Here is a 22863-nt window from a genome sequence, read left to right as displayed (position 1 = left end):
GGTTTCGCCCGATGAAGTCCCGCATTCACACGACCGGCCCGGATCCGAACAAGACCTCGGCCGTCGACAGCCTGCCGCTGCTGCTTCTGGCGGCGCTGCCGCTGCTGCTGTGGCTCTTCGACGGATCGCTGATGGCGCTGATCGCGGCGCTGGTCCACTTCGCGCTGCTGGGCGTTGCCGCTCTGCTGATCGCGCAGGGGCACGCCGCGCACCAGGCCTACGATGCCGCGCCGGTCGCGCACCGCCCGGCGGTGCCGCGCAAGCTCATCGGCGCGCTGCTTCTCGGCGTCCTGGTGTTCCTGTTGGCTGCCAGCCGGTTCACCCACGCGCTGCCGGCGCTGATGCTCGGCCTTGCCGCCGCCGGCTTCGCCATCGCCGCGTTCGGCTTCGATCCTCTGCGGCACAAGGGCCTGAACGATCCCGCGCACATCGCCCGCAGCCGGGCCGACGCGCTGATCGTGCATTCCGACGCGGCGCTGCGCGACGCGGTCGACCGGGTCGGCGCGCTCGGCCACCAGCCGCTGACCGCGCGCACCGAGGCCATGCACGGCGCGACCATGCGCCTTTTGCGCGCCTTCGCCGTGGAGCCGGAGCGGCTCCTGGGCCTGCAGAAACCGCTCGACCGGTTCCTCGGGCTCGTCGAAGCGGAGGTGTCGCGGCTCGAAGCCGGCTGGCAGGAAAACCCGGCGCAGGCCACCCGGCTTTACGCCACGCGTCTGACGGCGATGACGACGGCCTTCGAGGCCGGCGCCCGCCAGCGGCGCCAGCGCGAGACGCCCGATGCCTACGCGCTCGACGCGGATCTGCTGGTCGAGCGGATGCAGCGCGAGCGCGCGGCCTGACGGCCACGCGGCGGGCGCACGGGCCCGGACCGATATCCGCCATCGGTGCAACCGCAGGGCGCGCGCGCACGGCGTCGATGCCCCGACCCACGTCCCGACAAGTGCGGCAGCGCGGCAAACGCCCTAGCAACCGCTTGGGGGATGGCTTAGGTTTCCGGTGATATCGGCGAGCCGACCGAGGCGGTTCGCGAAGACACTGGCGAACCGGGAGAGCCCATGTCGGGCACTGCTCTGCAAAAGCTGGCCTTCGTGCTGCTGTTCCTGCTGCAGATGGGCGCCGCCCTCGGCTGGCTCGGGGGGCTCTGAGCGATGGCGCAGCGCTTCGGCGGAAAATACAGCCCCGGATCCGCGGGCGATCCCCCCGACACGCCGCCCCCGGCCTATGCCGGGGCGCGCGTGAACCCGGTGGGCGCTCGGGCCAATGTGATGTTCGTACCGCCGGTGGTGCTCGGCTTTCTGTCGCTGGGCGCAGGCGCGGCGGGGCTCGTCCTCGGGCTGGCCGGAGCGGCGTCGTGGATCCTCGGTGCGTGGCTCCTGCGCGAGGGGCTGAAGGCCGAGGCTGCCTTCAACGAACGCAAGGTCGCGCACCGGCCGGCCCTGCCGCGCAAGATCCTCGCCGCGGGCCTGGCGGGCGGCGGCACGGCGCTCGCCACCTTGTCGGGCGACACGGGCGTGCCGGCCGCGGTGCTCTACGGCGTGGCCGCCGGTGCGCTCCACCTCGCCGCCTTCGGGATCGATCCGCTGCGCGGAAAGGGGCTCGGTGGCGTCGATTCGTTTCAGCAGGACCGGGTTGCGCGCGTGGTCGACGAGGCCGAGGATTACCTCGACGATATGGGCGCCGCCGCCCGCCGCGCCGGCGACCGGCAGGTGCTCGCCCGGGTCGAACGCTTCCAGACGACGGCGCGCGAGCTCATCCGCACGGTCGAGGAGGATCCACGCGACCTGACCGCGGCGCGGCGCTATCTCGGGGTGTACCTGATGGGCGCGCGCGACGCGGCGGTGAAGTTCGCCGACATTCAGCAGCGTAGCCGCGACGCGGCCGCACGCGACCGGTTCATGCAACTCCTCGCAGATCTCGAGGAAAGCTTCGGCCGCAAGACCAAGACCCTCCTCGTCGATACCAATACCGACCTCGCGGTCGAAATCGACGTGCTGCGCGAACGGTTGCAGCGCGAGGGCGTCCGCCTCTCCCGCACACCAACATGAGTTCAACCCATCTCACAGGGAACCAGTGACATGTCCGAAGCCGTCCGGGCCAAGGCCCAGGAAACCGAAGCGCTCGTCGAGGACGTGAACCGGGCCGCGCTGCCCGAACCGGCCGGCCCCGACAGCGTGCCGAGCCTGCAGGCCGCCGCGCCCGACCAGGCCGACGAGATCCGGTCGCGGATGGACGAGATCGACATATCCGACACCCAATCCATCGTGTCCTTCGGCTCGGCCGCGCAGGCCGAGCTGCAGGAAATCAGCCAGTCGATGCTGCAGGGCGTGCGCAACAAGGACGTCGGCCCGGCCGGCGACAGCCTGCGCGGCATCGTCACCACGATCCGCGGTTTCTCGGTCTCCGAGCTCGACGTGCGCCGCGAACGCTCCTGGTGGGAAAAGCTGATCGGCCGCGCGGCGCCGCTGGCGAAGTTCCACGCGCGCTACGAAGAGGTGCAGGGCCAGATCGACCGCATCACCGACGACCTGCTCAAGCACGAGCACGTGCTTCTGAAGGACATCAAGTCGCTCGACCTGCTGTACGAGAAAACGCTGCAGTTCTACGACGAGCTGGCGCTCTATATCGCGGCGGGCGAGGCCAAGCTGGCCGAGCTCGACAGCGACGCGATCCCGGCGAAAGAGGCCGAGGTGGAGGCCGCGCCGGAGGACCAGCAGGTGATGAAGGCGCAGGAGCTGCGCGACCTGCGCGCCTCCCGCGACGACCTCGAGCGGCGGGTGCACGACCTGAAACTCACCCGGCAGGTAACGATGCAATCGCTGCCGTCGATCCGGCTGGTGCAGGAGAACGACAAGAGCCTCGTGACCAAGATCAACTCGACGCTGGTCAACACGGTGCCGCTGTGGGAGACGCAGCTGGCGCAGGCCGTGACGATCCAGCGCTCGCACGAGGCGGCGACCGCGGTGCGCGACGCCAACGACCTCACCAACGAACTCTTGACCGCGAACGCCCAGAACCTGCGCGAGAGCAACCGCGCCATTCGCACCGAGATCGAGCGTGGCGTCTTTGACATCGAGGCGGTGAAGCAGGCGAACGCCGATCTCGTCGGCACGATTCAGGAAAGCCTCAAGATCGCGGACGAGGGCAAGGCCCGCCGCGCGCAGGCCGAGGAGGAACTGACCAAGATGGAGCGCGAACTGCGCGATACGCTGGCCGCCGCGAAGGCGCGGCGCGACGGGACCGGCGACACCGCCGCCGGCGCCGTGCCGGCGTCGCGCTGAGGGACGGGATGCCGGCGGGTCGCCTCCTTCGCTTCTGCGCGGCGGCGCTGTCGCTCGTTGCCGTCGCGGCCTGCGAGATGCCGGAGGCGGACGCGCCGCCGGGCGTGAAGCCACGCGCGCGGCCCGATCGCCCGGCCGAGGCGCCGGCGCCGCCACCCGCCCCGTCCGAGCGGAGCGCGGAACTGGCCAGCTACTACGCGCGGCTGGAGCGCGACCTTGTCGGCCAGGGTCTGCTCCGCACCGATGACGGCGGCACAGACGCGCCGTTCACCGACACGCAGCTGGCCCGCAACTTCGAGCGCATCGCGCTGGCCGAGGAATACGAGCGCGGCGCGGGCCTGCGCCCCTCCGCCGGGGCGCTCGGCCGCATCAAGCGCTGGGACCAGCCGGTGCGCGTCGAGGCGATGTTCGGCGCCTCGGTCGGGGCCGACCAGGTGCGCCGCGAGACCGGTACGCTCAGCCGCTACGTCGAGCGGATGGCCCGGGTGACCGATCATTCGATCTCGATGTCCGACCGGGACCCGAATTTTCACGTCATGTTCCTGAGCGAGGACGACCGCGCCGACATCGGCGACCGGGTCCGCGCGATCGTCCCGGGCATCGATCCGGCCTCGCTCGCGGTGCTGGAGACGCTCCCGCGCGAGATCCACTGCCTCGTGATCGCGTTCTCGGACTCGCCGGGCAGCTACGATTACGGCCGGGCGATCGCGCTGGTGCGGGCCGAGCACCCGGAGCTTCTGATGAAGTCGTGCATCCACGAGGAGGTCGCGCAGGGGCTCGGCCTCGCCAACGACTCGCCGCGGGCGCGGCCGTCGATCTTCAACGACGACGACGAGTTCGCGCTCCTGACCCCGCATGACGAGATGCTGCTGCGGATCCTTTACGATCCGCGGCTCGAGGTCGGCATGACCGCGGAAGAGGCGATGCCGATCGTGCGCGACATCGCCGCCGATCTCGTGGCGGAGCGGCCGTCCGTCGCCGCCGGACCGAGCTGACATTTCATCCCACGGAGCGTGATCATGGGCATCTTCGATTTTCTGTCCGGCCAGTTCATCGACGTCATCCACTGGACCGACGACACCCGCGACACGATGGTCTGGCGCTTCGAGCGCGAGGGCCACGAGATCAAGTACGGGGCCAAGCTCACCGTGCGCGAGGGCCAGTCGGCCGTGTTCGTGCACGAGGGGCAACTGGCGGACGTGTTCCCGCCCGGTCTCTACATGCTCGAGACCAACAACATGCCGATCATGACGTCGCTCCAGCACTGGGATCACGGTTTTCGCTCGCCCTTCAAGTCGGAGGTCTACTTCGTCTCAACGGCGCGCTTCACGGACCTGAAGTGGGGCACGAAGAACCCGATCATGCTGCGCGATCCCGAGTTCGGACCGCTGCGGCTGCGCGCCTTCGGCACCTACGCGATCAAGGTGACCGATCCCGGCCTCTTCCTGACCGAGATCGTCGGCACCGACGGCGAGTTCACGCGTGACGAGATCAGCTTTCAGATCCGCAATATCATCGTGCAGGAGGCGAGCCGCGCGCTGGCGTCCTCGGGGATCCCGGCGCTCGACATGGCCGCCAACACCGGGGAGATGGGCGCGCTGGTCGCGCAGGCGATCTCGCCCAAGATCGCGGCCTACGGGCTGACGATCCCGGAACTCTACATCGAGAACATCTCGCTGCCGCCGGCGGTGGAAAAGGCGCTGGACGCCCGCACCTCGCGCGGGATCGCCGGCAATCTCGACGATCACATGAAGTGGAAGGCGGCCGAGGCGATGACCCAGGGCGGCGGCGCCGGCGACGCCATGGGCGCGGGCCTTGGCGCCGGGCTCGGCATGGCGATGGGCCGCGCGATGGGAGGTGCCGCCGGGCCGTGGGGCGCGCAACCGGGCGCGGCCGGGCCGTGGGGCGGCGCGCAGCCGTCGCAAGGCGCCCAGCCTGCCGCCGCGCCGCCGCCCCCGCCGCCGGTCGAGCATGTCTGGCACATCGCAGAGGCCGGGCAGACGCACGGCCCCTACTCCAAGGCGCGGCTCGGGCGCATGGCGCAGGAGGGCCAGCTTGCCCGCGAGACGCTCGTCTGGACTGCAGGCCAGGACGGGTGGAAGGCCGCGGGCGACGTGACCGAGCTTGCGCAGCTCTTCACGGTGATGCCGCCACCGCCACCACCGCCGGCCGGCTGACCCCCGGGCGCCAGGACCTCGGCGCAGCCCGGCGCCATCGCGGCGAGCCGTGATCGCGCGGACGCGAATCTGCCGGCGTCCAGCGCCTCGAGCGCCGCGCGCGGGGCCCCGCGCCGTCGGTGCGCCTCGACGCACCGGGCCGCGCGGCACAGATCGGCATAGTTGCGGCTGACCTTTTCCACCATACCGGGACGCGCCGCGGCATGCGGGGCCCCGAGCCAAGCCTCGATCTCCGGCACCGACGGATCGACAGAGGACGCCGGGCCCGCGACCGCCGCCGCGCGCAGGCGGCAGGCGAGCCGGTCGAGCGCCGTCGCCCAGCCTGCCTCATCATCGGCCCTGTCGCACCTGCGGTCGGTCATGCCGCGCCCTCCGGTCCTGCGCCCCGAATGGCAGCGTGGCCGCGCTTCGTTAGGATCGCGTGAAGTTGGCCCTTGATGGGAGTCCGTGCGCGGGTAGGCTCCGCGCCATGACCGACGCCCCGCCACCGCCGCCTGCCGACGCACCGACCGCGCCGATGTCCGAACATCGCTTTCCCTGCCCCGCCTGTGGGGCGGACATGCGGTTCGATCCCGCACGGGGTGACATGCTGTGCGATCACTGCGGCGCGACCGAGGCGATGGCCGGGCCCGGCCCCTGGGACGGTGGCCTGAAGGAGCTCGATTTCGACGCGGCGGTCCGCAATCTGCTGCCTCTGCAGGAGATGGAGACGACGCGCGTATCGGCGTGCCCGAGTTGCGGCGCGCAGGTCGAGCTGGGCGATACGACCCACGCGGCCGAATGCCCGTTCTGCGCGACGCCGGTCGTCACCGACACGGGTGAGCACCGGCACATCAAGCCGCGCGGCCTGGTGCCCTTCGCGCTCGACGAAGGACAGGCCCGCGCGGCCATGACGCAATGGCTGGGGTCACTGTGGTTCGCGCCCAACGGGCTCAAGGACTACGCACGCAAGGGGCGCCGGATGGAAGGGATCTACGTCCCCTACTGGACCTTCGATGCCGACACGGCCTCGGACTATAGCGGTCAGCGCGGGACGATCTACTACGAGACGCGGACGGTCGTGCGCGACGGCAAGACGGAGACGCGCCGCGTGCAGAAGATCCGCTGGCGATCGGTCCGGGGGCGGGTCACGCGCTGGTTCGACGACGTGCTGGTTCTCGCCTCCACATCGCTGCCCAAGAGCCATACCGACGCCCTTCCGCCCTGGGACCTGTCGCAGCTGCAGCCCTATGCGCCCGAATTCCTCGCCGGGTTCCGCGCGGAAGGGTATTCGGTCGACCTGAGGCCGGGTTTCGACGAGGCGCGGCAGATCATGGACCGCCAGATCGAACGCGACGTTCGGTTCGATATCGGCGGCGACCGCCAGCGAATCTCGCGCGTCGACACGGACGTGAAGGACGTGACCTTCAAGCACATCCTGCTGCCGGTCTGGGTGGCCGCCTATCGCTTTCGCGGGCAGAGCTACCGCTTTGTCGTCAACGGCCAGACCGGGCGGGTCCAGGGCGAGCGGCCTTGGTCGGTGTGGAAGATCACGCTTGCCGTCATTGTCGGCCTTCTGGTGGCCGGCATCGTCGGGTTCGTCCTGGCGCAGCAGGGGTGACCCGCTTGCGCCGCCCGGGCGCGGCAGCCATGGTGGCGCGGCCGTCGTGGTGGCGCTAACACCCGCCGGACGCGTCGGATCGATCAAGGGGAGGCATTCATGATCCTGTGCTGCGGCGAAAGCCTGATCGACATGCTGCCGCGCGAAACCATGGCGGGCGAACCGGCCTTCGCGCCCTATTCGGGCGGCGCGGTCTTCAACACGGCCATCGCGCTCGGGCGGCTCGGGGCGCCGTCGGGCTATTTCGGCGGCCTGTCCACCGACCTGTTCGGGCGCATGCTGGAGGCCGCGCTGACGCAGTCTCGCGTGGACGCGCGCACCGCCGCGCGCAGCGACCGACCGACCACGCTGGCCTTCGTCACGCTCACCGACGGGCAGGCGCAATACGCGTTCTACGACGAGGCGACGGCCGGGCGGATGCTGACCGAGGCGGATCTGCCGGTGCTCGAAGACACCGTTCAGGCGCTGTTCTTCGGGGGGATCTCGCTGGTGGCGGAGCCCGCGGCCGACGCCTATGCCGCGCTCGCCGCGCGCGAGGACGGCCGGCGGCTGGTGATGGTCGATCCGAACGTGCGCCCCGGCTTCGTGCGGGACGAAGCGCGCTACCGCGCGCGGCTCTCGGCGATGCTGCGCGCCGCCGACGTGGTCAAGGTCTCGGACGAGGACCTGTCGTGGCTCGGCACGGACGCTGACACCTTGATCGAGGACGGCACGGCGCTCGTTCTCGTCACCCGCGGGGCCGAGGGGGTGGACGCCATCACGGCCCAGGGGTCGGCGCGGGTGCCGGCGATGCAGGTGTCGGTCGTGGATACGGTCGGCGCGGGCGACACGTTCAACGCCGGGCTCCTCGTCGGGCTCTGGCGGGGCGATCTTCTGCGGCGGGACGCGCTGCGCGCCGCGCCCCTCGACGCGCTGCTCCCGGCCGTCACGCTCGGCGTGCGTGCGGCCGCTGTCACGGTGTCGCGCGCCGGTGCCAACCCGCCGTGGGAGACCGAGCTGTGAGGGCGCTTCTGCAACGCGTCAGCCGCGCATCGGTCAGCGTCGAGGGGGCGGTTCTCGGCGAAATCGGCCCGGGCCTGATGATCCTCGTCTGCGCGATGGAGGACGACGACGAGGAGGCCGCACGTCGCCTCGCGGCCAAGATCGCGAAGTTGCGCATCTTCAAGGACGAAGCCGGGAAGATGAACCTGTCGCTGCGCGACACGCAGGGCAGCGCCCTCGTGGTCAGCCAGTTCACCCTTGCCGCAGACACCGCGCGGGGCAACCGGCCGGGCTTCTCGTCCGCCGCCGCGCCGGCCGAGGGCGAGCGCCTGTACGAGCGCTTTGCCGGTTTCCTGCAGGACGAGGGCATTGCCGTCGCCACGGGTCGTTTCGGCGCGGACATGCAGGTGGCGCTGGTCAATGACGGGCCGGTGACGATCTGGATCGACACCGCCGCCTGACGCATCAGCCGTGCCGCGACACGTAGGCGGCCACGCCGGTGTCGATCCAGTTGAGCGATACCTCGGCCAGCGTGCCCTCCTGCGACCAGCCGCGCCGCGTCGCCAGCAGCGCGGTCGCGCCCGGCGCCGCGCCAAAGGATGGCGGGGCCCAATCGGGTACGGTGCCCGTGGTCAGCCGGTCCTCGACCCGTCCGATCCAGAGACCCAGACGTTCGCGGTAGAACAGGTAGAGCGACTCCGACAGGTCCTCGGGCGCGATGGCGTCGGCGAAGCGGCCATCCAGCCAGATCTCCTCGAGCACGGCCGGCACGCGGTCGAGAGAGCGCAGGCGCCGGATCCGGTAAGCGCGCCTGGCGCCGGACAGTTGCGGCGGCGCCTCGTCGCCCGGACGCGCGTCGATCGACAGAAGATCGGCGCGGGGCAGGCCCGGCTCGCTGTCTTTCAGCTCCACGCGGAAGAACGCGTAGACGGATTTGGCGTCCGGCGTCGCGCGCACGTAGTTGCCCGAGCCCTGGCGCCGTTCCAGCATGCCCTTGTCGGTAAGGTCCTGCAGCGCCTTGCGCAACGTGCCCACCGACGCCCCGAGGGCGGCGGCCATCTCGCGCTCGGGCGGGAGCCGTTCGCCGTCGACATACCGGCCGGCGCGGATCTCGCGGATCAGCATCTCGCTCAGCTGGACGTAGAGCGGCAGCGCGTGGCGGTCGGTCATGCGGGGTCTCGCGAAGGGGCCCCGCCAGCTTCGGCGCCGCGCGCGGATCCTTCAACCGCACAGAAAGGTCGGGCGGCCGCGCTGTGGCGCCGCTGCGCCTACATCAGCGGCCGCGACTGCGGCAGCTGCGAATCGACGAGCCCCATGTCTTCCAGCGCGAAGATGTCGTTCACCGTCAGTCGGCCCTCGGTCCAGGTCGCCACCTGCTGCTCGCGCAGCTTGGCCAGCGTCTTGTTCGTGTGCACCAGCGACAGACCGAGCGCATCCGCCAGATCCTGCTGGCGGTAGGGCAACGGCACGGATCGCCGCTCGTCCATGTGCAGCGATTCGAGGCGGCGATAGATTCGCGCCAGCGCCCAGCACACGCTCTCGAGCGCCGATTTCTGGCCGATGGCGGTCAGAGCCTCGCCGAGAAACCGTTCCTCGGAGGCAGAAATCCACGTCAGATCATAAGCGCGTTGCGGGTGGTTTCGGAACAGCGTCCAAAGTTCGTTGCGGTTGAAGACGCACAGCGTCATCGACGTCGTGCTCTCGACGTTGTGGGTCATCTGGTTCATCACGCCGGCCTGCAGACCGATCAGGTCACCGGGCAGTACGAAGCTCAGAACCTGCCGGCGGCCGTCCTCCAACAGCTTGTAACGCAAGCCGAATCCCTTGAGCGCGGTGAACAGCTGCGGCGAGTTCGCGCCCGCCGACAGAATCGGCGTGTTCGGCTGAATCGTCATCTCCCCGACCTTGAAGCTCTCCATGAAGCTCAACTCGGGATCCGTCATCGGCGAGAACAGCGGGAGGTTCCGGATCGGGCAAAACCTGCATTTGATCGACATAAAACTGCCCTCCCGTATGTCACAGTTTAATGCGCCGCGCGTCAGGACGTTCCATACCGAGCATATCGAAAGCGAGGTGCAATCATCACCACCATTCAACAGGCGTGCGACTCCATGCGGCTCATTGTCCTCAGCGACGATCGCGTCATCGCGGAAGATGCGGCGCTGATCGCGCGCGACGCGGCCCCGACTGCCGAGGCCGTGATCGTGGCGTCGATGGCAGAGGCCGCGGCGCTGATCGAGGCGCCGGCGGCCCCGACCGCGATCCTGATGGTCGAGCCGCGACGCGACCTGCACGATCATCCGATCGCGCTGGCCGCGCGCGCCCGTGGAATGTGGCTTGTGGTGATCTCCGAAGATGCCCGGAGCTTCGATGGGGGAGACGACACGAAACTTCTGGGCGTCCAGGTGCCATTCACCGCGGACAGCCTGGGAACCGTGATTTCGAGGATCGTTCGCGACCGGCCGCAAGGCTGAGGGGCCACTCGCGGTCGGAAGCGGACAGACTCGGAAGCGCAAGGGCCGCATCCCGCCGGTGCGGCCCTTGTCGTGTCCGGGTCATGGCACACGGCTTTGGTGTGCGCCGATGCACGCAATCTCTGCGTTCGACGAGTTTGTCGCGTCTTCCCGCACGGCTATCTCCAAAGCAAGCGATCAGCAAAGGAGACTCCGATGGGTGTGCTCGTCGAAGGAGAATGGCGCGATCAGTGGTACGACACCAAGTCGACCGGCGGAAAGTTCGTGCGTTCCGAAACCAAGTTCCGCAACTGGATCACGGCCGACGGCAGCGCCGGACCGTCCGGCGAGGGTGGCTTTCCGGCGGAAAGCGGGCGCTACCACCTCTATGTCAGCTACGCCTGCCCCTGGGCGCACCGGGCGCTGGTGTTTCGCGCGCTCAAGGACCTCGACGATCATATCGGGGTCTCGGTCGTTCATCCCGACATGCTCTCCGAAGGATGGGAGCTTCGCGACGATTTCCCCGGCGCCACCGGCGACCAGCTCTACGGCGTCGATTTCCTGCGCGAGATCTACCTCAAGGCGGATCCAAAGGTATCGGGCCGCGTCACCGTTCCGGTCCTGTGGGATGGCGAACGCGAGACCATCGTGTCGAACGAGAGCGCCGAGATCATCCGCATGCTGAACTCTGCCTTCGACGGTATTACCGGCAACACCGACGATTACTGGCCCGTGTCGCTGCGCGACACGATCGAGCCGATCAACGCGCGGATCTACGACACGGTGAACAACGGCGTCTACAAGTCGGGCTTCGCGACCTCGCAGGAGGCCTACGAGGAGGCCGTCTATCCGCTCTTCGAAAGCCTCGACTGGATCGAGGACATTCTGTCGAAGAACCGCTATCTCGCCGGTGACCGGATCACCGAAGCCGACTGGCGCCTGTTCACGACACTGATCCGGTTCGACAAGGTCTACCACGGTCACTTCAAGTGCAACCGCAACCGGATCGTCGATTCCCCCGCCCTCTGGGCCTACACGCGGGAACTCTACCAGTGGCCCGGGATCGCCGACACGGTGCACTTCGATCATATCACGCGGCACTACCACTACAGCCACGAGAGCGTGAATCCGCATCGCATCATCCCGATCGGCCCGGAGCTCGACCTGATGGCGCCGCATGGGCGCGAGGCGCTGCGCGCCGCCTGAGGCGTCACGACCGGCCCAGGGGTGCACGGCGCTTCACGCCCGGCCGTCAGCCGCCGCGTGATGCTCGACCAGCGCCACGAGGTCGTCAGTCGGCGTCGAGGTCGACAAGAGCGCCGCGGCGTTGGCGAAGTAGTTGAAGATCGTCCCGTCGGAGAAGAACGTCGTGTCGGTCACGAAGACCACCCGGCACGACGGCAGCCGGAAACTGGCGAGATCCGCGAGGGCGAGCGCGCTGCCGCCGTCGATGATCACGTCGAGCACGATCACGTCGAAATCCCCCTGCTGGATCAGCTCTTCCGCCTCGGAGTGCCCGTGCGCGAGCCATACCGACGCGCCGCGACGCTGCAGCGCCCGCTGCCACAGCGCGCCCAGGGACTCTTGTGTTTCGACGATCAGGATGCGCATGTGCGGCCTTTCGGGATCCATGCCGTCAGCCGGGATCGCGGCGCTCGGACGTGCTGCGGAATGACACATCCGATTACTGTTATCTATCATTACGACCGATCAAGCGCCAGCAGAATTGGCGGCGCCCATCCGCCGATCCGGTGACGCCGGCCCGGTTGCCGTGCGGCCGGCCAGTGTGGCGCGCGCCCCGCGGTCACCTGCGCCAATGCGTCGGCACGATGATCAGCGCGCCCACCGACGACACGAGCGCGTTCACGCCCGGCGACCCGAACCCGATCCGGAACATGACCGCCACGAAGTAGAATAGGAACGCCCCGCCCACGCAGATGATGATGCTCTGCAGAATGCCGTTGCGCGTGAAGCCCGACTTCTCCGACACGTATCCGACGATGCCGGCGATGACGACGGTGCCGATCAGCGTGGGAAACATCGCCTCAGGCCCCCAGCCGCGTCGGCAGCGCCATCCCGAGAAGGAACGCGCCGGCCTCCTGCGCGCCGCGCCCCTCGCGCTGCGCCCGGGTGATCTCCACCGCGCCGCGCCCGCAGGCCACCGTGAACCCGCCCAGCACCGCGCCCGGCGCGCCCTCGCCGGGAACCGCCCGCGCCCCGAGAAGCTTGATGCGCCGGCCGTCGGCCTCCGTCCAGGCGCCCGGCATCGGCGCCAGCCCGCGGATCCGGCGTGCCACGGTCTCCGCGTCCTGAGTCCAGTCGATCCGCGCCTCGGCCTTGTCGATCTTCTCGGCATAGGTGACGCCGGCCTCCGGCTGCGGCTCGGGCACCAGCGTGTCGATGGTTTCCAGCGCCGCGACGATTGCGTCGGCGCCGAGCACGCTCAGGCGATCGTGCAGGGCGCCCGCCGTCTCCTCCGCGCCGATCGGCGTCACGCGCCGCAGCAGGACGGGCCCGGTGTCGAGCCCGGCCTCCATCTGCATGACGCAGATCCCGGTCTCCGCATCACCGGCCATGACCGCGCGCTGGATCGGCGCGGCGCCGCGCCAGCGCGGCAACAGCGAGGCGTGGATGTTCAGACAGCCCCGCGCCGGCGCGTCGAGGATCGCCTGCGGCAGGATCAGCCCGTAGGCGACGACGACCGCCGCCTCGGCCCCGAGCGCGGCGAATTCGGCCAGCGCGTCCGGGTCTCTCAGGCGGACAGGATGGCGCACCGGCAGCCCCAGCGCCTCGGCCCGCGCCTGCACCGGCGAGGGCCGGTCCTTCTTGCCGCGACCGGCCGGACGCGGCGGCTGGCAGTACACGCAGGCGATTTCGTGCCCGGCCGCCACCAGCGCGTCGAGGACGGGCACCGAAAAGTCCGACGTGCCCATGAAGACGAGGCGCATTGCGATCTCCGCTGTTGTCCCGGCCCCGACCTATCCCGGCTCGCGGCCGGAGGGAAGCCGCGCCGCGGCCCAGCGCGCGGCATCGCGCACGGTCGCGTCGGGGTCCTCGCACAGGTCCTGCGCGACCGGGCGCAGCCGCGCCGCGCCGGAATTGCCGATCGCGTAGAGCACGTTGCGCACGAAGCGGTCGCGCCCGATCCGCTTGATCGGGCTGCCGGAAAACCGCGCGCGGAACCCGGCATCGTCGAGCGTCGCGAGCGCGGCGAGATCCGGCGCGCGCAGGTCGTCGCGCGCATGGTATCGCGCCTCGCGCGCCTCGGCGGCGAACTTGTTCCACGGACAGACGGCGAGGCAGTCGTCGCAGCCATAGATCCGGTTGCCCATCTTGGCGCGCAACTCGGGCGCGACCGGGCCGCGATGCTCGATCGTCAGGTACGAGATGCAGCGCCGCGCATCGAGCTGGTACGGCGCGGGAAAGGCATCGGTCGGACAGATGTCGAGGCACGCCCGGCAGCTGCCGCAATGATCGGACTCGGCGCGATCCACCGGCAGGTCCAGCGTGGTAAAGACCGATCCGAGAAAGAACCACGACCCCATCTGCCGGCTGACGAGATTGGTGTGCTTGCCCTGCCAGCCGAGGCCCGCCGCCTCCCCGAGCGGCTTCTCCGGGACCGGGGCGGTGTCCACGAAGACCTTCACATCGCCGCCGCCCTCGGCGACGAGCCATCGCGCCAGCCGCTTGAGCTTCTTCTTGAGCACGTCGTGGTAGTCGCGGTTCTGCGCGTAGACCGACACCGTGCCGCGCTCCCGCGCCGCCAGCGCCTCCAGCGGATCGTGGTCCGGCGTGTAGCTCTCGCCCAGCATGAGCACCGAACGCGCCTCGGGCCACAGGACCTGCGGCGCCTCGCGCCACGCCACGCGCTCCGCGAGCCACGCCATCTGCCCGTGCCGTCCCCGGTCGAGAAAGTCGCGCAGCCGCGCCGGCACCTGCGGCACGTCCCACGGCCGGCAGATCCGCGCCATGGCGAAGCCCGCGGCCCCGGCCTCGGCCACGAGCCCCGCCTTCAGCCTGTCCGCATCTCCGTCCATCCCGCTCACCCGGTCCCGCGCCCGCGTCTCATCTTCTTGGTCCAAATACTCCGGGGAGCGCGAGGGGCCGCGCCCCTCGCTCCCGCCCCCACGACGCGCGCGCGGCTCAGAAATCGAGGATCGCGTAATGTTTCGACGGCGGGTATCCCGGCACCTGGTCGGCGAGGATCGCGCGGAAGGCCGGGCGCGACTTGATCTTGGCGTACCAGTCCTTCACCGCCTCCTGCCGGTCCCAGTCGACATCCGAGATGTAGTCGAGCGCCGAGAGATGCGCCGCCGCTGCGAAATCGGCGAGCGTCATCACGTCGCCCGCCAGCCAGCGGCGATGGTCGAGCAGCCATGCCATGTAGTCGAGGTGGAACTTGATCGCCTTTGCGCCCGCCTTGACGTTGCCGGAATCCGGAAAGCCGGTCTTCATGATCTTCTTGTTGATCCGCTCGTAGAGCAGCCGCGAGGTGACCTCGTCGTGGAACTTGTCGTCGAACCAGCCGACGAGCCGGCGCACCTCGAACCGCGCCTCGGGCTTGCGCGGCATCAGCGGCGGCTCGGGTACGGTCTCCTCGATGTATTCGCAGATCGCCTGGCTCTCGGACAGGGTATGCCCGTCGATCTTCAGCACCGGCACCTTGCCGGCCGGGTTGCGGCGCAGGAAATCGGGATCCTTCTCCCAGTAGCGCTCCTCGGCCAGTTCGACCTCGATCTTCTTTTCGGCGAGGACGAGCCGGACCTTGCGGCAGAACGGCGACAACGGCACGTGATAGAGCTTGGCCATGGCGGTGGATGCGTCTCCCTGGGCTGCGCTCTGTCCTACAGGGCAACCGGCAGCGGAAGCAACAGCGCCGCGCGCCGCCTCAGCCCGACTGGAAGCAATCGGCGCGGCCGTCGCGGTCGATCGTCGCGGCGCCGTCGCGGATCGCGCGCGCGCGCCGGTCGACAAAGGACGACGGCGCGGCCGCCGACCGTTCCTTGGGGTTGGGCAGGACCGCGGCAAGCAGCGCCGACTGCCGCGCATCGAGATCGGCCGCGGCAACGCCGAAGTGATGCTGCGCCGCCGCCTCGATCCCGAACACGCCCTCGTCGAACTCGGCCACGTTGAGGTAGATCTCGAGGATGCGGCGCTTCGGCCACGCGGCCTCGATGGCCGGCGTGAGCGCGGCCTCGAACGCCTTTCGCGTCCAGGTGCGGCCGTGCCAGAGAAAGACGTTCTTCACCGTCTGCTGGCTTATCGTGGACGCCCCGCGGCTGCCGCCCTCCTCGATCGCGAGCCGGATCGCGTTCATGTCGAAGCCCCAGTGCCGGCAGAAATTGGCATCCTCCGCCGCAACGGCCGCGCGCAGCATCACCGGCGCGATCGAGTCGGCGTCGGCCCAGTCCCGCTCGATCCCGCCCAGCCGGCGCTGCTCCTGCAGCATGTAGATCGTCGTGGGCGGGTTCACACCGCGGTAGAGACCGACGCCCAGCGCCCCTAGGAGGATGACCGCGAGGATCGCGCGAAAGATCCAGCGGCCGAGGAAGGCCATGGGCCGGATGCGGGGACGCTCGGGGCCCTTGGATGCGCTGCCGGCGCTGCTCTTGCGGCTGCGACTGGTCGCCATGCTGACTGCTCACTCTTGTTCTGCCCGCGCGGAGCGAAAAAAGCCCTCCGGGAGCGTATGCTCGCCGGAGGGTAACAAGACCAATAGTCACGGAACAGATCCGCCATTACAGGAACCACTGGCGGACAGCCTCTGTATGTCGGGGCATCGCGGTCTCGGTGAGATCGCAATTCGACAATACGGTGGCACGGAAGTGAGTTACGCAACGTCCCCGACAACCCGCCGGGGACGCTGCCGGATCATTCCGCCGGGACTGCCTCGCTCTCGATGCCGAGTGGATGCGCGAGCTTGTCGAGCATCTCCTTCGGGCAGACCTGAACGAAGTGCGGTAGCGCCTCTTCCCAGTTCTGCAGCAGGTCCTCGGCCTTGCGGCTTTTGGTCTCGGCGACGTGGCGCTCGATCAGGCCCTTGAGCTCGTCCACCCATTCCGGCGTCGTGACCGGGCAGGTCACGAGCGACGTCATGTTGATGAGCCGAGGGGTCAGCCTCTCGGGATCGTAGAGATAGGCCATGCCGCCGGTCATGCCGGCGCCGAAGTTCGGCCCGATCGATCCGAGGATCACCGCGACGCCGCCGGTCATGTACTCGCAGCCGTTGGAGCCGCAGCCCTCGACCACCACGTGGGCGCCGGAGTTGCGCACCGCGAAGCGTTCGCCGGCCCGGCCCGCGGCGAAGAGGTATCCGCCCGTTGCGCCGTAGAGGACGGTATTGCCGATGATCGTGTTGTCGGCCGCGACGAGCGGCGACAGCATGGGCGGACGCACCACCACGGTGCCGCCGGACAGGCCCTTGCCGACATAGTCGTTGGCATCGCCCGACACCTCGATCTTGAGGCCCGGCGCCGCGAAGGCGCCCAGCGACTGGCCGGCGGAGCCGGTCAGCTTGACCGTCAGGTGATCGGGTTGCAGCCCGTTGTTCATGCCGAACTTCTTGACGATGTGGCTCGAGGTGCGCGTGCCCACGGTGCGGTGCGTGTTCTGCACAGCGTAGGACAGCTGCATCTTCTCGCCGTCCTCGAGGAAGCGCTGCGCATCCTTGACGATCTCGGCATCGAGCGTGTCGTCCACCTCGTTGCGCGGACCGGTGCGGTCGAGCCGGATCTCGTCGGCGCCGTCGACCCGGATCAGCAGCGGGTTGAGATCGAGATCGTCGAGGTGATCGGACCCGCGGCTGACCTGGCTGAGCAGGTCGGCACGGCCCACCACCTCGTCCAGCGACCGCGCGCCGATCGACGCGAGGATCTCGCGCACTTCCTGTGCGTAGAAAGTGATGAGGTTCACCACCTTGTCCGCGTTGCCAGTGAACTTCGCACGCAGGCGGTCGTCCTGTGTGCAGACGCCAACCGGGCAGGTGTTCGACTGGCACTGGCGGACCATGATGCAGCCCATCGCGATCAGCGCCGCGGTGCCGATGCCATATTCCTCGGCCCCCATCATCGCCGCCATCACGATGTCGCGCCCGGTGCGCAGCCCGCCATCCGTGCGCAGCGTCACCCGGCTGCGCAGGTTGTTGAGCGACAGCACCTGGTGCGCTTCGGTCAGGCCCATTTCCCACGGCAGGCCGGCATACTTGATCGAGGTCGCGGGGCTCGCGCCCGTGCCGCCATTGTGGCCCGAGATCAGGATCACGTCGGCCTTGGCCTTGGCCACGCCGGCCGCGATCGTGCCGACGCCCGAGGACGACACCAGCTTCACCGTGACCTTGGCGCGCGGGTTGATCTGCTTGAGGTCGTAGATCAGCTGCGCGAGGTCCTCGATCGAGTAGATGTCATGGTGCGGCGGCGGCGAGATCAGCGTCACGCCCGGCGTCGAATGCCGCAACCGCGCGATCAGCTTGGTCACCTTCATGCCGGGCAGCTGGCCGCCCTCGCCGGGCTTGGCGCCCTGCGCCACCTTGATCTCCAGTTCCTCGCACTGGTTGAGGTATTCGGCGGTCACGCCGAAGCGGCCGGAGGCCACCTGCTTGATCTTCGCGGACGGGTTGTCGCCGTTCGGCTCGGGGTGGAAATGCGCCGGATCCTCTCCGCCCTCGCCGGAATCGGACTTCGCGCCGATCCGGTTCATCGCGACGTTGAGGGTCTTGTGCGCCTCGGGGCTCAGTGCGCCGAGCGACATGCCGGGCGTGACGAACCGCTTGCGGATCGAGGTGATCGATTCGACCTCCTCGAGCGGCACGGGCTCGCCCAGCGGCTTGATCGCCAGCAGGTCGCGCAGGTGGATCGGCGGATTCGCCTGCATCGCCTTCGAGTAGTTCTTCCACATCTCGAACGACGACTTGTTACAGGCCATCTGCATCAGGTGCATTGTCTGCGCGCCCCAGGCATGGCTCTCGCCCGATTTGCGCGCCTTGTAGAACCCGCCGATCGGCAGCACGTCCTGTCCGCCGCGGAAGCCCAGCGCGTGGATCTCCTCCACCTTCTTCTGGATGCCCGAGACGCCGATGCCGGAGATGCGGCTGAGCATGCCGGGAAAGAACTCCGCGCACATGGCGCGGGACAGTCCGACCGCCTCGAAGTTCAGCCCGCCGCGATAGGACGAGATGACCGAGATGCCCATTTTCGACATGATCTTGAGAAGGCCGAAATCGACCGCCTCACGGTAGCGGGCCATCGCCTCGGTCAGGCTGCCCTCGATCAGACCGCGGCGGATACGATCGGCGATCGTGTCCTCGGCGAGGTAGGGATTCACCACCGTCGCGCCGGCGCCGATCAGGACCGCGAAGTAATGCGGATCGATGCACTCCGCCGACCGCACGTCGAGCGAACAGAAGGTGCGCAGCCCCTGCCGCGTCAGGTGCGAATGCACCGCCGATGTGGCGAGGATCATCGGCATCGCGACGCTGTCCGCGCCCTGATGATGATCGGTCAGCACGATGTGGCCGGCACCCGAGCGCACCGCGTCCTCTGCCTCGGCGCGGATACGCTCGAGCCCGCGGCGCAGCGCGTCGCGGCCCTTTCCGGTCGCGAAGGTGCAGTCGATCTCGACCATCTCGGCGTTGAAATGGCGGGTCAGCTCCTCGAACTGGCGGTTGCCGACGAAGGGGCTGTCCAGCACGAGGATCTCGGTCTGGGCCGAGCTTTCGTCGAGCACGTTCTTGAGGTTGCCGAACCGGGTCTTGAGCGACATCACGCGGAATTCGCGCAGACTGTCGATCGGCGGGTTCGTGACCTGGCTGAAGTTCTGGCGGAAGAAGTGCGACAGCGGGCGATACCGCTTGGACAGGACCGCCGACGGCGTGTCGTCGCCCATCGACGCGATCTGCTCCTTGCCGTCCTCGGCCATCGGCGAGAGGATCTGCTCGATCTCCTCGACCGAATATCCGGCCGCGATCTGCCGGCGGCGCAGGTCGGCGCCGTCGAAGAGCGGCGCCTCGGTCACCGCGGCAAGCGCGTCATCGAGCTCGGTGATCTTGCCGACCCATTCGCCGAAGGGCTGCGACGCCGCGAGCTTGTCCTTGATCTCGACGTCGTGGAACAGCTTCTTCTCCTGCATGTCGACCGCGATCATCTGACCGGGACCCAGCGCGCCCTTCTCGCGCACCGTCGCCTCGTCGATGGGAACCATCCCGGCCTCGGAGCCCGCGATCAGCAGGCCGTCACCGGTCACGACATAACGCATCGGGCGCAGGCCGTTGCGGTCGAGCCCGCCGCAGACCCAGCGGCCGTCGGTCATGGCGAGCGCGGCCGGGCCGTCCCACGGCTCCATCACCGAGTTGCAGTAGGAGTACATGTCGCGCCACGCCTGCGGCAGTTCCTCGGCCTGCTTGGACCAGCTTTCGGGCACCAGCATCGTCTTGGCCATCGGCGCATTGCGCCCGGCGCGCACCAGAACCTCGAACACCGCGTCGAGCGCGGCCGAATCCGAAGCGCCAGACGCGATGATCGGCTTGATGTCGGCCGCCCAGTCTCCGAACGTGGCGGACGCCATGCGGATCTCGTGGCTCTTCATCCAGTTGGTGTTGCCCTTCAGCGTGTTGATCTCGCCGTTGTGGGCGAGCATGCGGAAGGGCTGGGCCAGCCACCATTGGGGGAACGTGTTGGTCGAATAGCGCTGGTGATAGATCGCGAAAGCGCTTTCGAACCTTTTGTCCTGCAGGTCGGGATAGAACTCGGCCACGTCCTGCGCGAGCATCATGCCCTTGTAGATGATCGAGCGGCAGGACAGCGAGGCGATGTAGAGCTGGGTGATGCCGGCCGCGGCGGTCGCCTTCTCGATCCGCCGGCGGATGACGTAAAGCTCGCGCTCGAACGTCTCCTCGTCGACGCCCTTGGCGTTCGAGATCAGGATCTGCTCGATCTCCGGGCGGGTCGCGTTGGCCTTTTCCCCGAGGCACTCGACATTCACCGGCACGTGGCGCCAGCCGTAGATATAGTAGCCCATGCGCAGGACTTCGGTTTCGACGATCGTGCGGCAGGTCTCCTGCGCGCCGAAATCCGTCCGGGGAAGGAACACCTGGCCCACTGCCATCAGCTCGTTCTGGCGCGGTGTGTGCCCGGTGCGCTCGATCTGATCATGGAAGAAAGGAACCGGGATCTGCACGTGGATGCCGGCGCCGTCGCCGGTCTTGCCGTCGGCGTCGACGGCGCCGCGGTGCCACACCGCCTTCAGTGCGGCGATACCGTGCTGCACGACCTTGCGCGACGGTGCCCCGTCGAGGCTGACAACGAGGCCCACGCCGCAGGACGAATGCTCGTCGCTGTGCGAATACATGCCGTGTTCGGCCAGCCAGTCGCGCTTTTCGGTTTCCGCGCGCGCCCATTCGGCATCGTATTTGGTCATGGCAGATCCTCCTCAGGGACGAAGGGGTTATCGGCTTCGTAGGTGGCGCGGTCGGTGCGCTCGTGCGATCCCGACAGGGTCATCGCCGCGAGCGCGTGGTCCGCATAGACTTCGGATTGCAGCGGGAAATCCGCCGCGCCGGGGAACATGCCCGGCATCAATTCGTACTCGGCATCGTCGTCGCGCAGCCACAGGTGGCTGCCGCAGGTCGGGCAGAACGCACGTTCGGCAAAGCTCGATGCGCGATAGGTCCGCACGGCACCCTCGACTTGCACGCCGTCGGGGGGCGCAGTGAACATCGCGTAAAGCCCGCCGGTCCAGCGCCGGCACATCTCGCAATGGCAGACCTGCACGCGCGGAGACACGGCGGCGGCGCGGATCGTCACCGCACCGCACAGACACCGCCCGACGAGGTCGACCGGCGCATCGATGGGTCCGGCAGCCGTCACTCGGCCGCCACCGAGGCCGCGGCGCCGTTCAGCTGTTCGAGCACCGCTGACGCGCAGTCGCGCCCGTCGCGGATCGCCCAGACCACGAGGCTCGCCCCGCGGACGATGTCGCCTACCGCGTAGACACCGGGCAGCGACGTCGCGCCCGATCCGAACTCCGCCTTGACGGTGCCCCAGCGGGTGACCTCGAGCCCGTCGACGCCCCAGAGCTTCGGCAGCTCCTCGGGCTCGAAGCCCAGCGCCTTGATGACGAGGTCGGCGGGTTCGTCGTAGTCCGACCCCTCGATGATCTCGGGGCTCTGACGGCCGGTCGCGTCGGGCTGGCCGAGTCGCATCTTCTGCACCACAACGGCATTCACCGGATCGCCCTTGAAGCCTTTGGGCGCGGTCAGCCACTCGAATTGAACCCCCTCTTCCTCGGCGTTGGCGACCTCGCGCTGCGATCCCGGCATGTTCTGCCGGTCGCGGCGATAGAGGCACTTCACGCTTTCCGCGCCCTGGCGGATCGAGGTGCGGACGCAGTCCATCGCGGTGTCGCCGCCGCCGATCACGACGACGCGCTTGCCATGGGCGTTGAGTTCGCCGCTGGCGAACTCGGCGACGTTGTCGCCGAAGTTCACGGCGCGGTTCGAGGCGGTCAGGAAATCGATCGCACGGACGATGCCGTCGGCGCCCGCGCCCGGCCCGGGCAGGTCGCGCGACTTGTAGACGCCCGTCGCGATGATGACGGCGTCATGTTCTTCGCGGATCTGGTCGAAGGAAATGTCGGTCCCGACCTCGCAGTTGAGCCGGAAGGTCACGCCACCCTCTTCGAGTTGCGTGTTCCGGCGCACCACAACTTCTTTCTCGAGCTTGAAGCCCGGGATGCCGTAGGTCAGCAGGCCGCCGGCCCGGTCGTAGCGGTCGTAGACGGTCACCTGCACGCCGGCGCGGCGCAGCATGTCGGCCGCCGCAAGGCCGCCGGGGCCGGCGCCGATGATGCCGACCGATTCGGGACGCTCCTGCGCCGGCGAGGCCGGCTTGACCCAGCCCTTTTCCCACGCGGTGTCGGTGATGTACTTCTCGACGGCGCCGATGGTGACCGTGCCGTGGCCCGACTGTTCGATCACGCAGTTGCCTTCGCACAGGCGGTCCTGCGGGCAGATCCGGCCGCAGATCTCGGGGAAGGTGTTGGTGGCCTGGCTGACCTCGTAGGCCTCTTCGAGCCGGCCTTCCGCAGTAAGCTTCAGCCAGTCGGGGATGTTGTTGTGCAGCGGGCAGTGCGACTGGCAGTAGGGCACACCGCATTGCGAGCAGCGGCCGGCCTGTTCCTCGGCCTTCTGCTCGGCGTACTCGGCATAGATCTCCTGAAAGTCGCGTGCGCGTGCCTCGGCATCGCGCTTTTCGGGCATGTCGCGCCCGACGGTCACGAATTTCAGCATCGGCTGGTTCGCCATGATCCTCTCCCTGCGTCAGGTGTTGCCCGGGACTATATGCGAGCCTTCGCACGAATGAAAGTCATATTTACTGACC

The 22863-nt window shown here is 68.8% G+C and carries 21 protein-coding genes; 10 read left to right on the top strand and 11 right to left on the bottom strand.

Translation table 11 applies throughout. The features are described from left to right. The first annotated feature begins 11 nt into the window (after positions 1 to 11). From ROJ8625_RS17675 to dtd, 8 genes are all read left to right on the top strand, one after another. Positions 12 to 842 carry a hypothetical protein gene (locus ROJ8625_RS17675; protein ID WP_085793242.1) on the top strand — a complete coding sequence of 277 codons (831 nt, stop codon included), beginning with the start codon at positions 12 to 14 and terminating at the stop codon, positions 840 to 842. Positions 843 to 1151: 309 nt separating this feature from the next. Continuing rightward, positions 1152 to 2048 (top strand): 5-bromo-4-chloroindolyl phosphate hydrolysis family protein, encoded by an 897-nt coding sequence (locus tag ROJ8625_RS17670; RefSeq protein ID WP_085793241.1) that lies wholly within the window; start codon positions 1152 to 1154, stop codon positions 2046 to 2048. Between the two features lie 30 nt (positions 2049 to 2078). Beyond that, positions 2079 to 3281, top strand: a complete 1203-nt coding sequence (locus ROJ8625_RS17665; RefSeq protein WP_085793240.1) for a toxic anion resistance protein — start codon at positions 2079 to 2081, stop codon at positions 3279 to 3281. An 8-nt stretch (positions 3282 to 3289) separates the two neighbouring features. Beyond that, positions 3290 to 4276, top strand: a complete 987-nt coding sequence (locus ROJ8625_RS17660) for a DUF2927 domain-containing protein (RefSeq protein WP_085793239.1) — start codon at positions 3290 to 3292, stop codon at positions 4274 to 4276. 24 nt (positions 4277 to 4300) lie between these two features. Next, complete coding sequence (locus tag ROJ8625_RS17655) at positions 4301 to 5458, top strand: SPFH domain-containing protein (RefSeq protein ID WP_085793238.1); 1158 nt, start codon at positions 4301 to 4303, stop codon at positions 5456 to 5458. A 469-nt stretch (positions 5459 to 5927) separates the two neighbouring features. After that, the gene (locus ROJ8625_RS17650) at positions 5928 to 7058 is read left to right on the top strand and encodes a TFIIB-type zinc ribbon-containing protein (RefSeq protein ID WP_085793237.1); all 1131 of its coding nucleotides are present in this window, start codon (positions 5928 to 5930) and stop codon (positions 7056 to 7058) included. Positions 7059 to 7157: 99 nt separating this feature from the next. Continuing rightward, positions 7158 to 8060: a carbohydrate kinase family protein gene (locus ROJ8625_RS17645; protein ID WP_085793236.1), complete on the top strand. Its 903-nt coding sequence runs from the start codon at positions 7158 to 7160 to the stop codon at positions 8058 to 8060. Beyond that, on the top strand, positions 8057 to 8500 hold the full coding sequence (gene dtd / locus ROJ8625_RS17640; protein WP_085793235.1) for a D-aminoacyl-tRNA deacylase: 444 nt from the start codon (positions 8057 to 8059) through the stop codon (positions 8498 to 8500). Before ROJ8625_RS17645 ends, dtd begins: the two co-directional genes overlap by 4 nt. 4 nt (positions 8501 to 8504) lie before the next feature. Here dtd and ROJ8625_RS17635 read toward each other — a convergent pair whose 3' ends face one another. Both ROJ8625_RS17635 and ROJ8625_RS17630 read right to left on the bottom strand, forming a co-directional pair. After that, positions 8505 to 9209, bottom strand: a complete 705-nt coding sequence (locus ROJ8625_RS17635) for a GntR family transcriptional regulator (RefSeq protein WP_085793234.1) — start codon at positions 9207 to 9209, stop codon at positions 8505 to 8507. A gap of 98 nt (positions 9210 to 9307) precedes the next feature. Further along, complete coding sequence (locus ROJ8625_RS17630) at positions 9308 to 10036, bottom strand: Crp/Fnr family transcriptional regulator (RefSeq protein ID WP_085793233.1); 729 nt, start codon at positions 10034 to 10036, stop codon at positions 9308 to 9310. A gap of 114 nt (positions 10037 to 10150) precedes the next feature. Here ROJ8625_RS17630 and ROJ8625_RS17625 point away from each other — a divergent pair, with 114 nt between their 5' ends. Continuing rightward, positions 10151 to 10513, top strand: coding sequence for a hypothetical protein (locus ROJ8625_RS17625; RefSeq protein ID WP_085793232.1), 363 nt, complete (start codon positions 10151 to 10153; stop codon positions 10511 to 10513). 195 nt (positions 10514 to 10708) lie between these two features. Continuing rightward, a complete protein-coding gene (locus tag ROJ8625_RS17620; RefSeq protein ID WP_085793231.1) occupies positions 10709 to 11698 on the top strand; it encodes a glutathione S-transferase family protein in 990 nt (329 codons plus the stop codon). 33 nt (positions 11699 to 11731) lie between these two features. Here the strand turns inward: ROJ8625_RS17620 and ROJ8625_RS17615 are convergent, their stop codons facing one another. The 9 genes from ROJ8625_RS17615 to ROJ8625_RS17575 all read right to left on the bottom strand — a co-directional run bounded on the left by ROJ8625_RS17615 (position 11732) and on the right by ROJ8625_RS17575 (position 22787). Next, on the bottom strand, positions 11732 to 12124 hold the full coding sequence (locus tag ROJ8625_RS17615; protein WP_234984309.1) for a response regulator transcription factor: 393 nt from the start codon (positions 12122 to 12124) through the stop codon (positions 11732 to 11734). Between the two features lie 172 nt (positions 12125 to 12296). After that, positions 12297 to 12533 carry a hypothetical protein gene (locus tag ROJ8625_RS17610; protein WP_085793229.1) on the bottom strand — a complete coding sequence of 79 codons (237 nt, stop codon included), beginning with the start codon at positions 12531 to 12533 and terminating at the stop codon, positions 12297 to 12299. A gap of 4 nt (positions 12534 to 12537) precedes the next feature. Further along, a complete protein-coding gene (fmt, locus tag ROJ8625_RS17605; RefSeq protein WP_085793228.1) occupies positions 12538 to 13440 on the bottom strand; it encodes a methionyl-tRNA formyltransferase in 903 nt (300 codons plus the stop codon). 30 nt (positions 13441 to 13470) lie between these two features. Continuing rightward, complete coding sequence (gene queG, locus ROJ8625_RS17600) at positions 13471 to 14529, bottom strand: tRNA epoxyqueuosine(34) reductase QueG (RefSeq protein WP_085793227.1); 1059 nt, start codon at positions 14527 to 14529, stop codon at positions 13471 to 13473. Positions 14530 to 14635: 106 nt separating this feature from the next. Then, a complete protein-coding gene (fzlA, locus tag ROJ8625_RS17595) occupies positions 14636 to 15301 on the bottom strand; it encodes an FtsZ-binding protein FzlA (protein ID WP_085793226.1) in 666 nt (221 codons plus the stop codon). A 79-nt stretch (positions 15302 to 15380) separates the two neighbouring features. Then, entirely contained in the window at positions 15381 to 16124 is a 744-nt protein-coding gene (mtgA, locus tag ROJ8625_RS17590) for a monofunctional biosynthetic peptidoglycan transglycosylase (protein ID WP_143535167.1), read from the bottom strand. A 239-nt stretch (positions 16125 to 16363) separates the two neighbouring features. Further along, positions 16364 to 20902 (bottom strand): glutamate synthase large subunit, encoded by a 4539-nt coding sequence (gene gltB, locus ROJ8625_RS17585; RefSeq protein ID WP_085793225.1) that lies wholly within the window; start codon positions 20900 to 20902, stop codon positions 16364 to 16366. Next, entirely contained in the window at positions 20899 to 21351 is a 453-nt protein-coding gene (locus ROJ8625_RS17580; RefSeq protein ID WP_234984308.1) for a GFA family protein, read from the bottom strand. The genes gltB and ROJ8625_RS17580 overlap by 4 nt, the downstream gene beginning before the upstream one ends. Next, a complete protein-coding gene (locus tag ROJ8625_RS17575; protein WP_085793224.1) occupies positions 21348 to 22787 on the bottom strand; it encodes an NAD(P)-dependent oxidoreductase in 1440 nt (479 codons plus the stop codon). Before ROJ8625_RS17575 ends, ROJ8625_RS17580 begins: the two co-directional genes overlap by 4 nt. Positions 22788 to 22863: the final 76 nt, after the last annotated feature.

Origin of the sequence: Roseivivax jejudonensis, assembly GCF_900172265.1 — a bacterium.
In the GTDB taxonomy this organism is placed as follows: Bacteria; Pseudomonadota; Alphaproteobacteria; order Rhodobacterales; family Rhodobacteraceae; genus Roseivivax; species Roseivivax jejudonensis.
Note: the sequence above shows the minus strand (reverse complement) of the source record. Positions and strands in the feature narration are given on the sequence as shown.

Bases quoted from the DNA above. Each gene is read 5' to 3' on its own strand.
- ROJ8625_RS17660 (WP_085793239.1), top strand. From the start codon at position 3,290: ATGCCGGCGGGTCGCCTCCTTCGCTTCTGCGCGGCGGCGCTGTCGCTC.
- fzlA (WP_085793226.1), bottom strand. From the start codon at position 15,301: ATGGCCAAGCTCTATCACGTGCCGTTGTCGCCGTTCTGCCGCAAGGTC.
- ROJ8625_RS17620 (WP_085793231.1), top strand. From the start codon at position 10,709: ATGGGTGTGCTCGTCGAAGGAGAATGGCGCGATCAGTGGTACGACACC.
- ROJ8625_RS17675 (WP_085793242.1), top strand. From the start codon at position 12: ATGAAGTCCCGCATTCACACGACCGGCCCGGATCCGAACAAGACCTCG.
- mtgA (WP_143535167.1), bottom strand. From the start codon at position 16,124: ATGGCGACCAGTCGCAGCCGCAAGAGCAGCGCCGGCAGCGCATCCAAG.
- queG (WP_085793227.1), bottom strand. From the start codon at position 14,529: ATGGACGGAGATGCGGACAGGCTGAAGGCGGGGCTCGTGGCCGAGGCC.
- fmt (WP_085793228.1), bottom strand. From the start codon at position 13,440: ATGCGCCTCGTCTTCATGGGCACGTCGGACTTTTCGGTGCCCGTCCTC.
- ROJ8625_RS17645 (WP_085793236.1), top strand. From the start codon at position 7,158: ATGATCCTGTGCTGCGGCGAAAGCCTGATCGACATGCTGCCGCGCGAA.
- ROJ8625_RS17635 (WP_085793234.1), bottom strand. From the start codon at position 9,209: ATGACCGACCGCCACGCGCTGCCGCTCTACGTCCAGCTGAGCGAGATG.
- ROJ8625_RS17610 (WP_085793229.1), bottom strand. From the start codon at position 12,533: ATGTTTCCCACGCTGATCGGCACCGTCGTCATCGCCGGCATCGTCGGA.
- ROJ8625_RS17655 (WP_085793238.1), top strand. From the start codon at position 4,301: ATGGGCATCTTCGATTTTCTGTCCGGCCAGTTCATCGACGTCATCCAC.
- ROJ8625_RS17650 (WP_085793237.1), top strand. From the start codon at position 5,928: ATGACCGACGCCCCGCCACCGCCGCCTGCCGACGCACCGACCGCGCCG.
- ROJ8625_RS17670 (WP_085793241.1), top strand. From the start codon at position 1,152: ATGGCGCAGCGCTTCGGCGGAAAATACAGCCCCGGATCCGCGGGCGAT.
- ROJ8625_RS17575 (WP_085793224.1), bottom strand. From the start codon at position 22,787: ATGGCGAACCAGCCGATGCTGAAATTCGTGACCGTCGGGCGCGACATG.
- ROJ8625_RS17615 (WP_234984309.1), bottom strand. From the start codon at position 12,124: ATGGATCCCGAAAGGCCGCACATGCGCATCCTGATCGTCGAAACACAA.
- ROJ8625_RS17625 (WP_085793232.1), top strand. From the start codon at position 10,151: ATGCGGCTCATTGTCCTCAGCGACGATCGCGTCATCGCGGAAGATGCG.
- ROJ8625_RS17665 (WP_085793240.1), top strand. From the start codon at position 2,079: ATGTCCGAAGCCGTCCGGGCCAAGGCCCAGGAAACCGAAGCGCTCGTC.
- ROJ8625_RS17630 (WP_085793233.1), bottom strand. From the start codon at position 10,036: ATGTCGATCAAATGCAGGTTTTGCCCGATCCGGAACCTCCCGCTGTTC.
- gltB (WP_085793225.1), bottom strand. From the start codon at position 20,902: ATGACCAAATACGATGCCGAATGGGCGCGCGCGGAAACCGAAAAGCGC.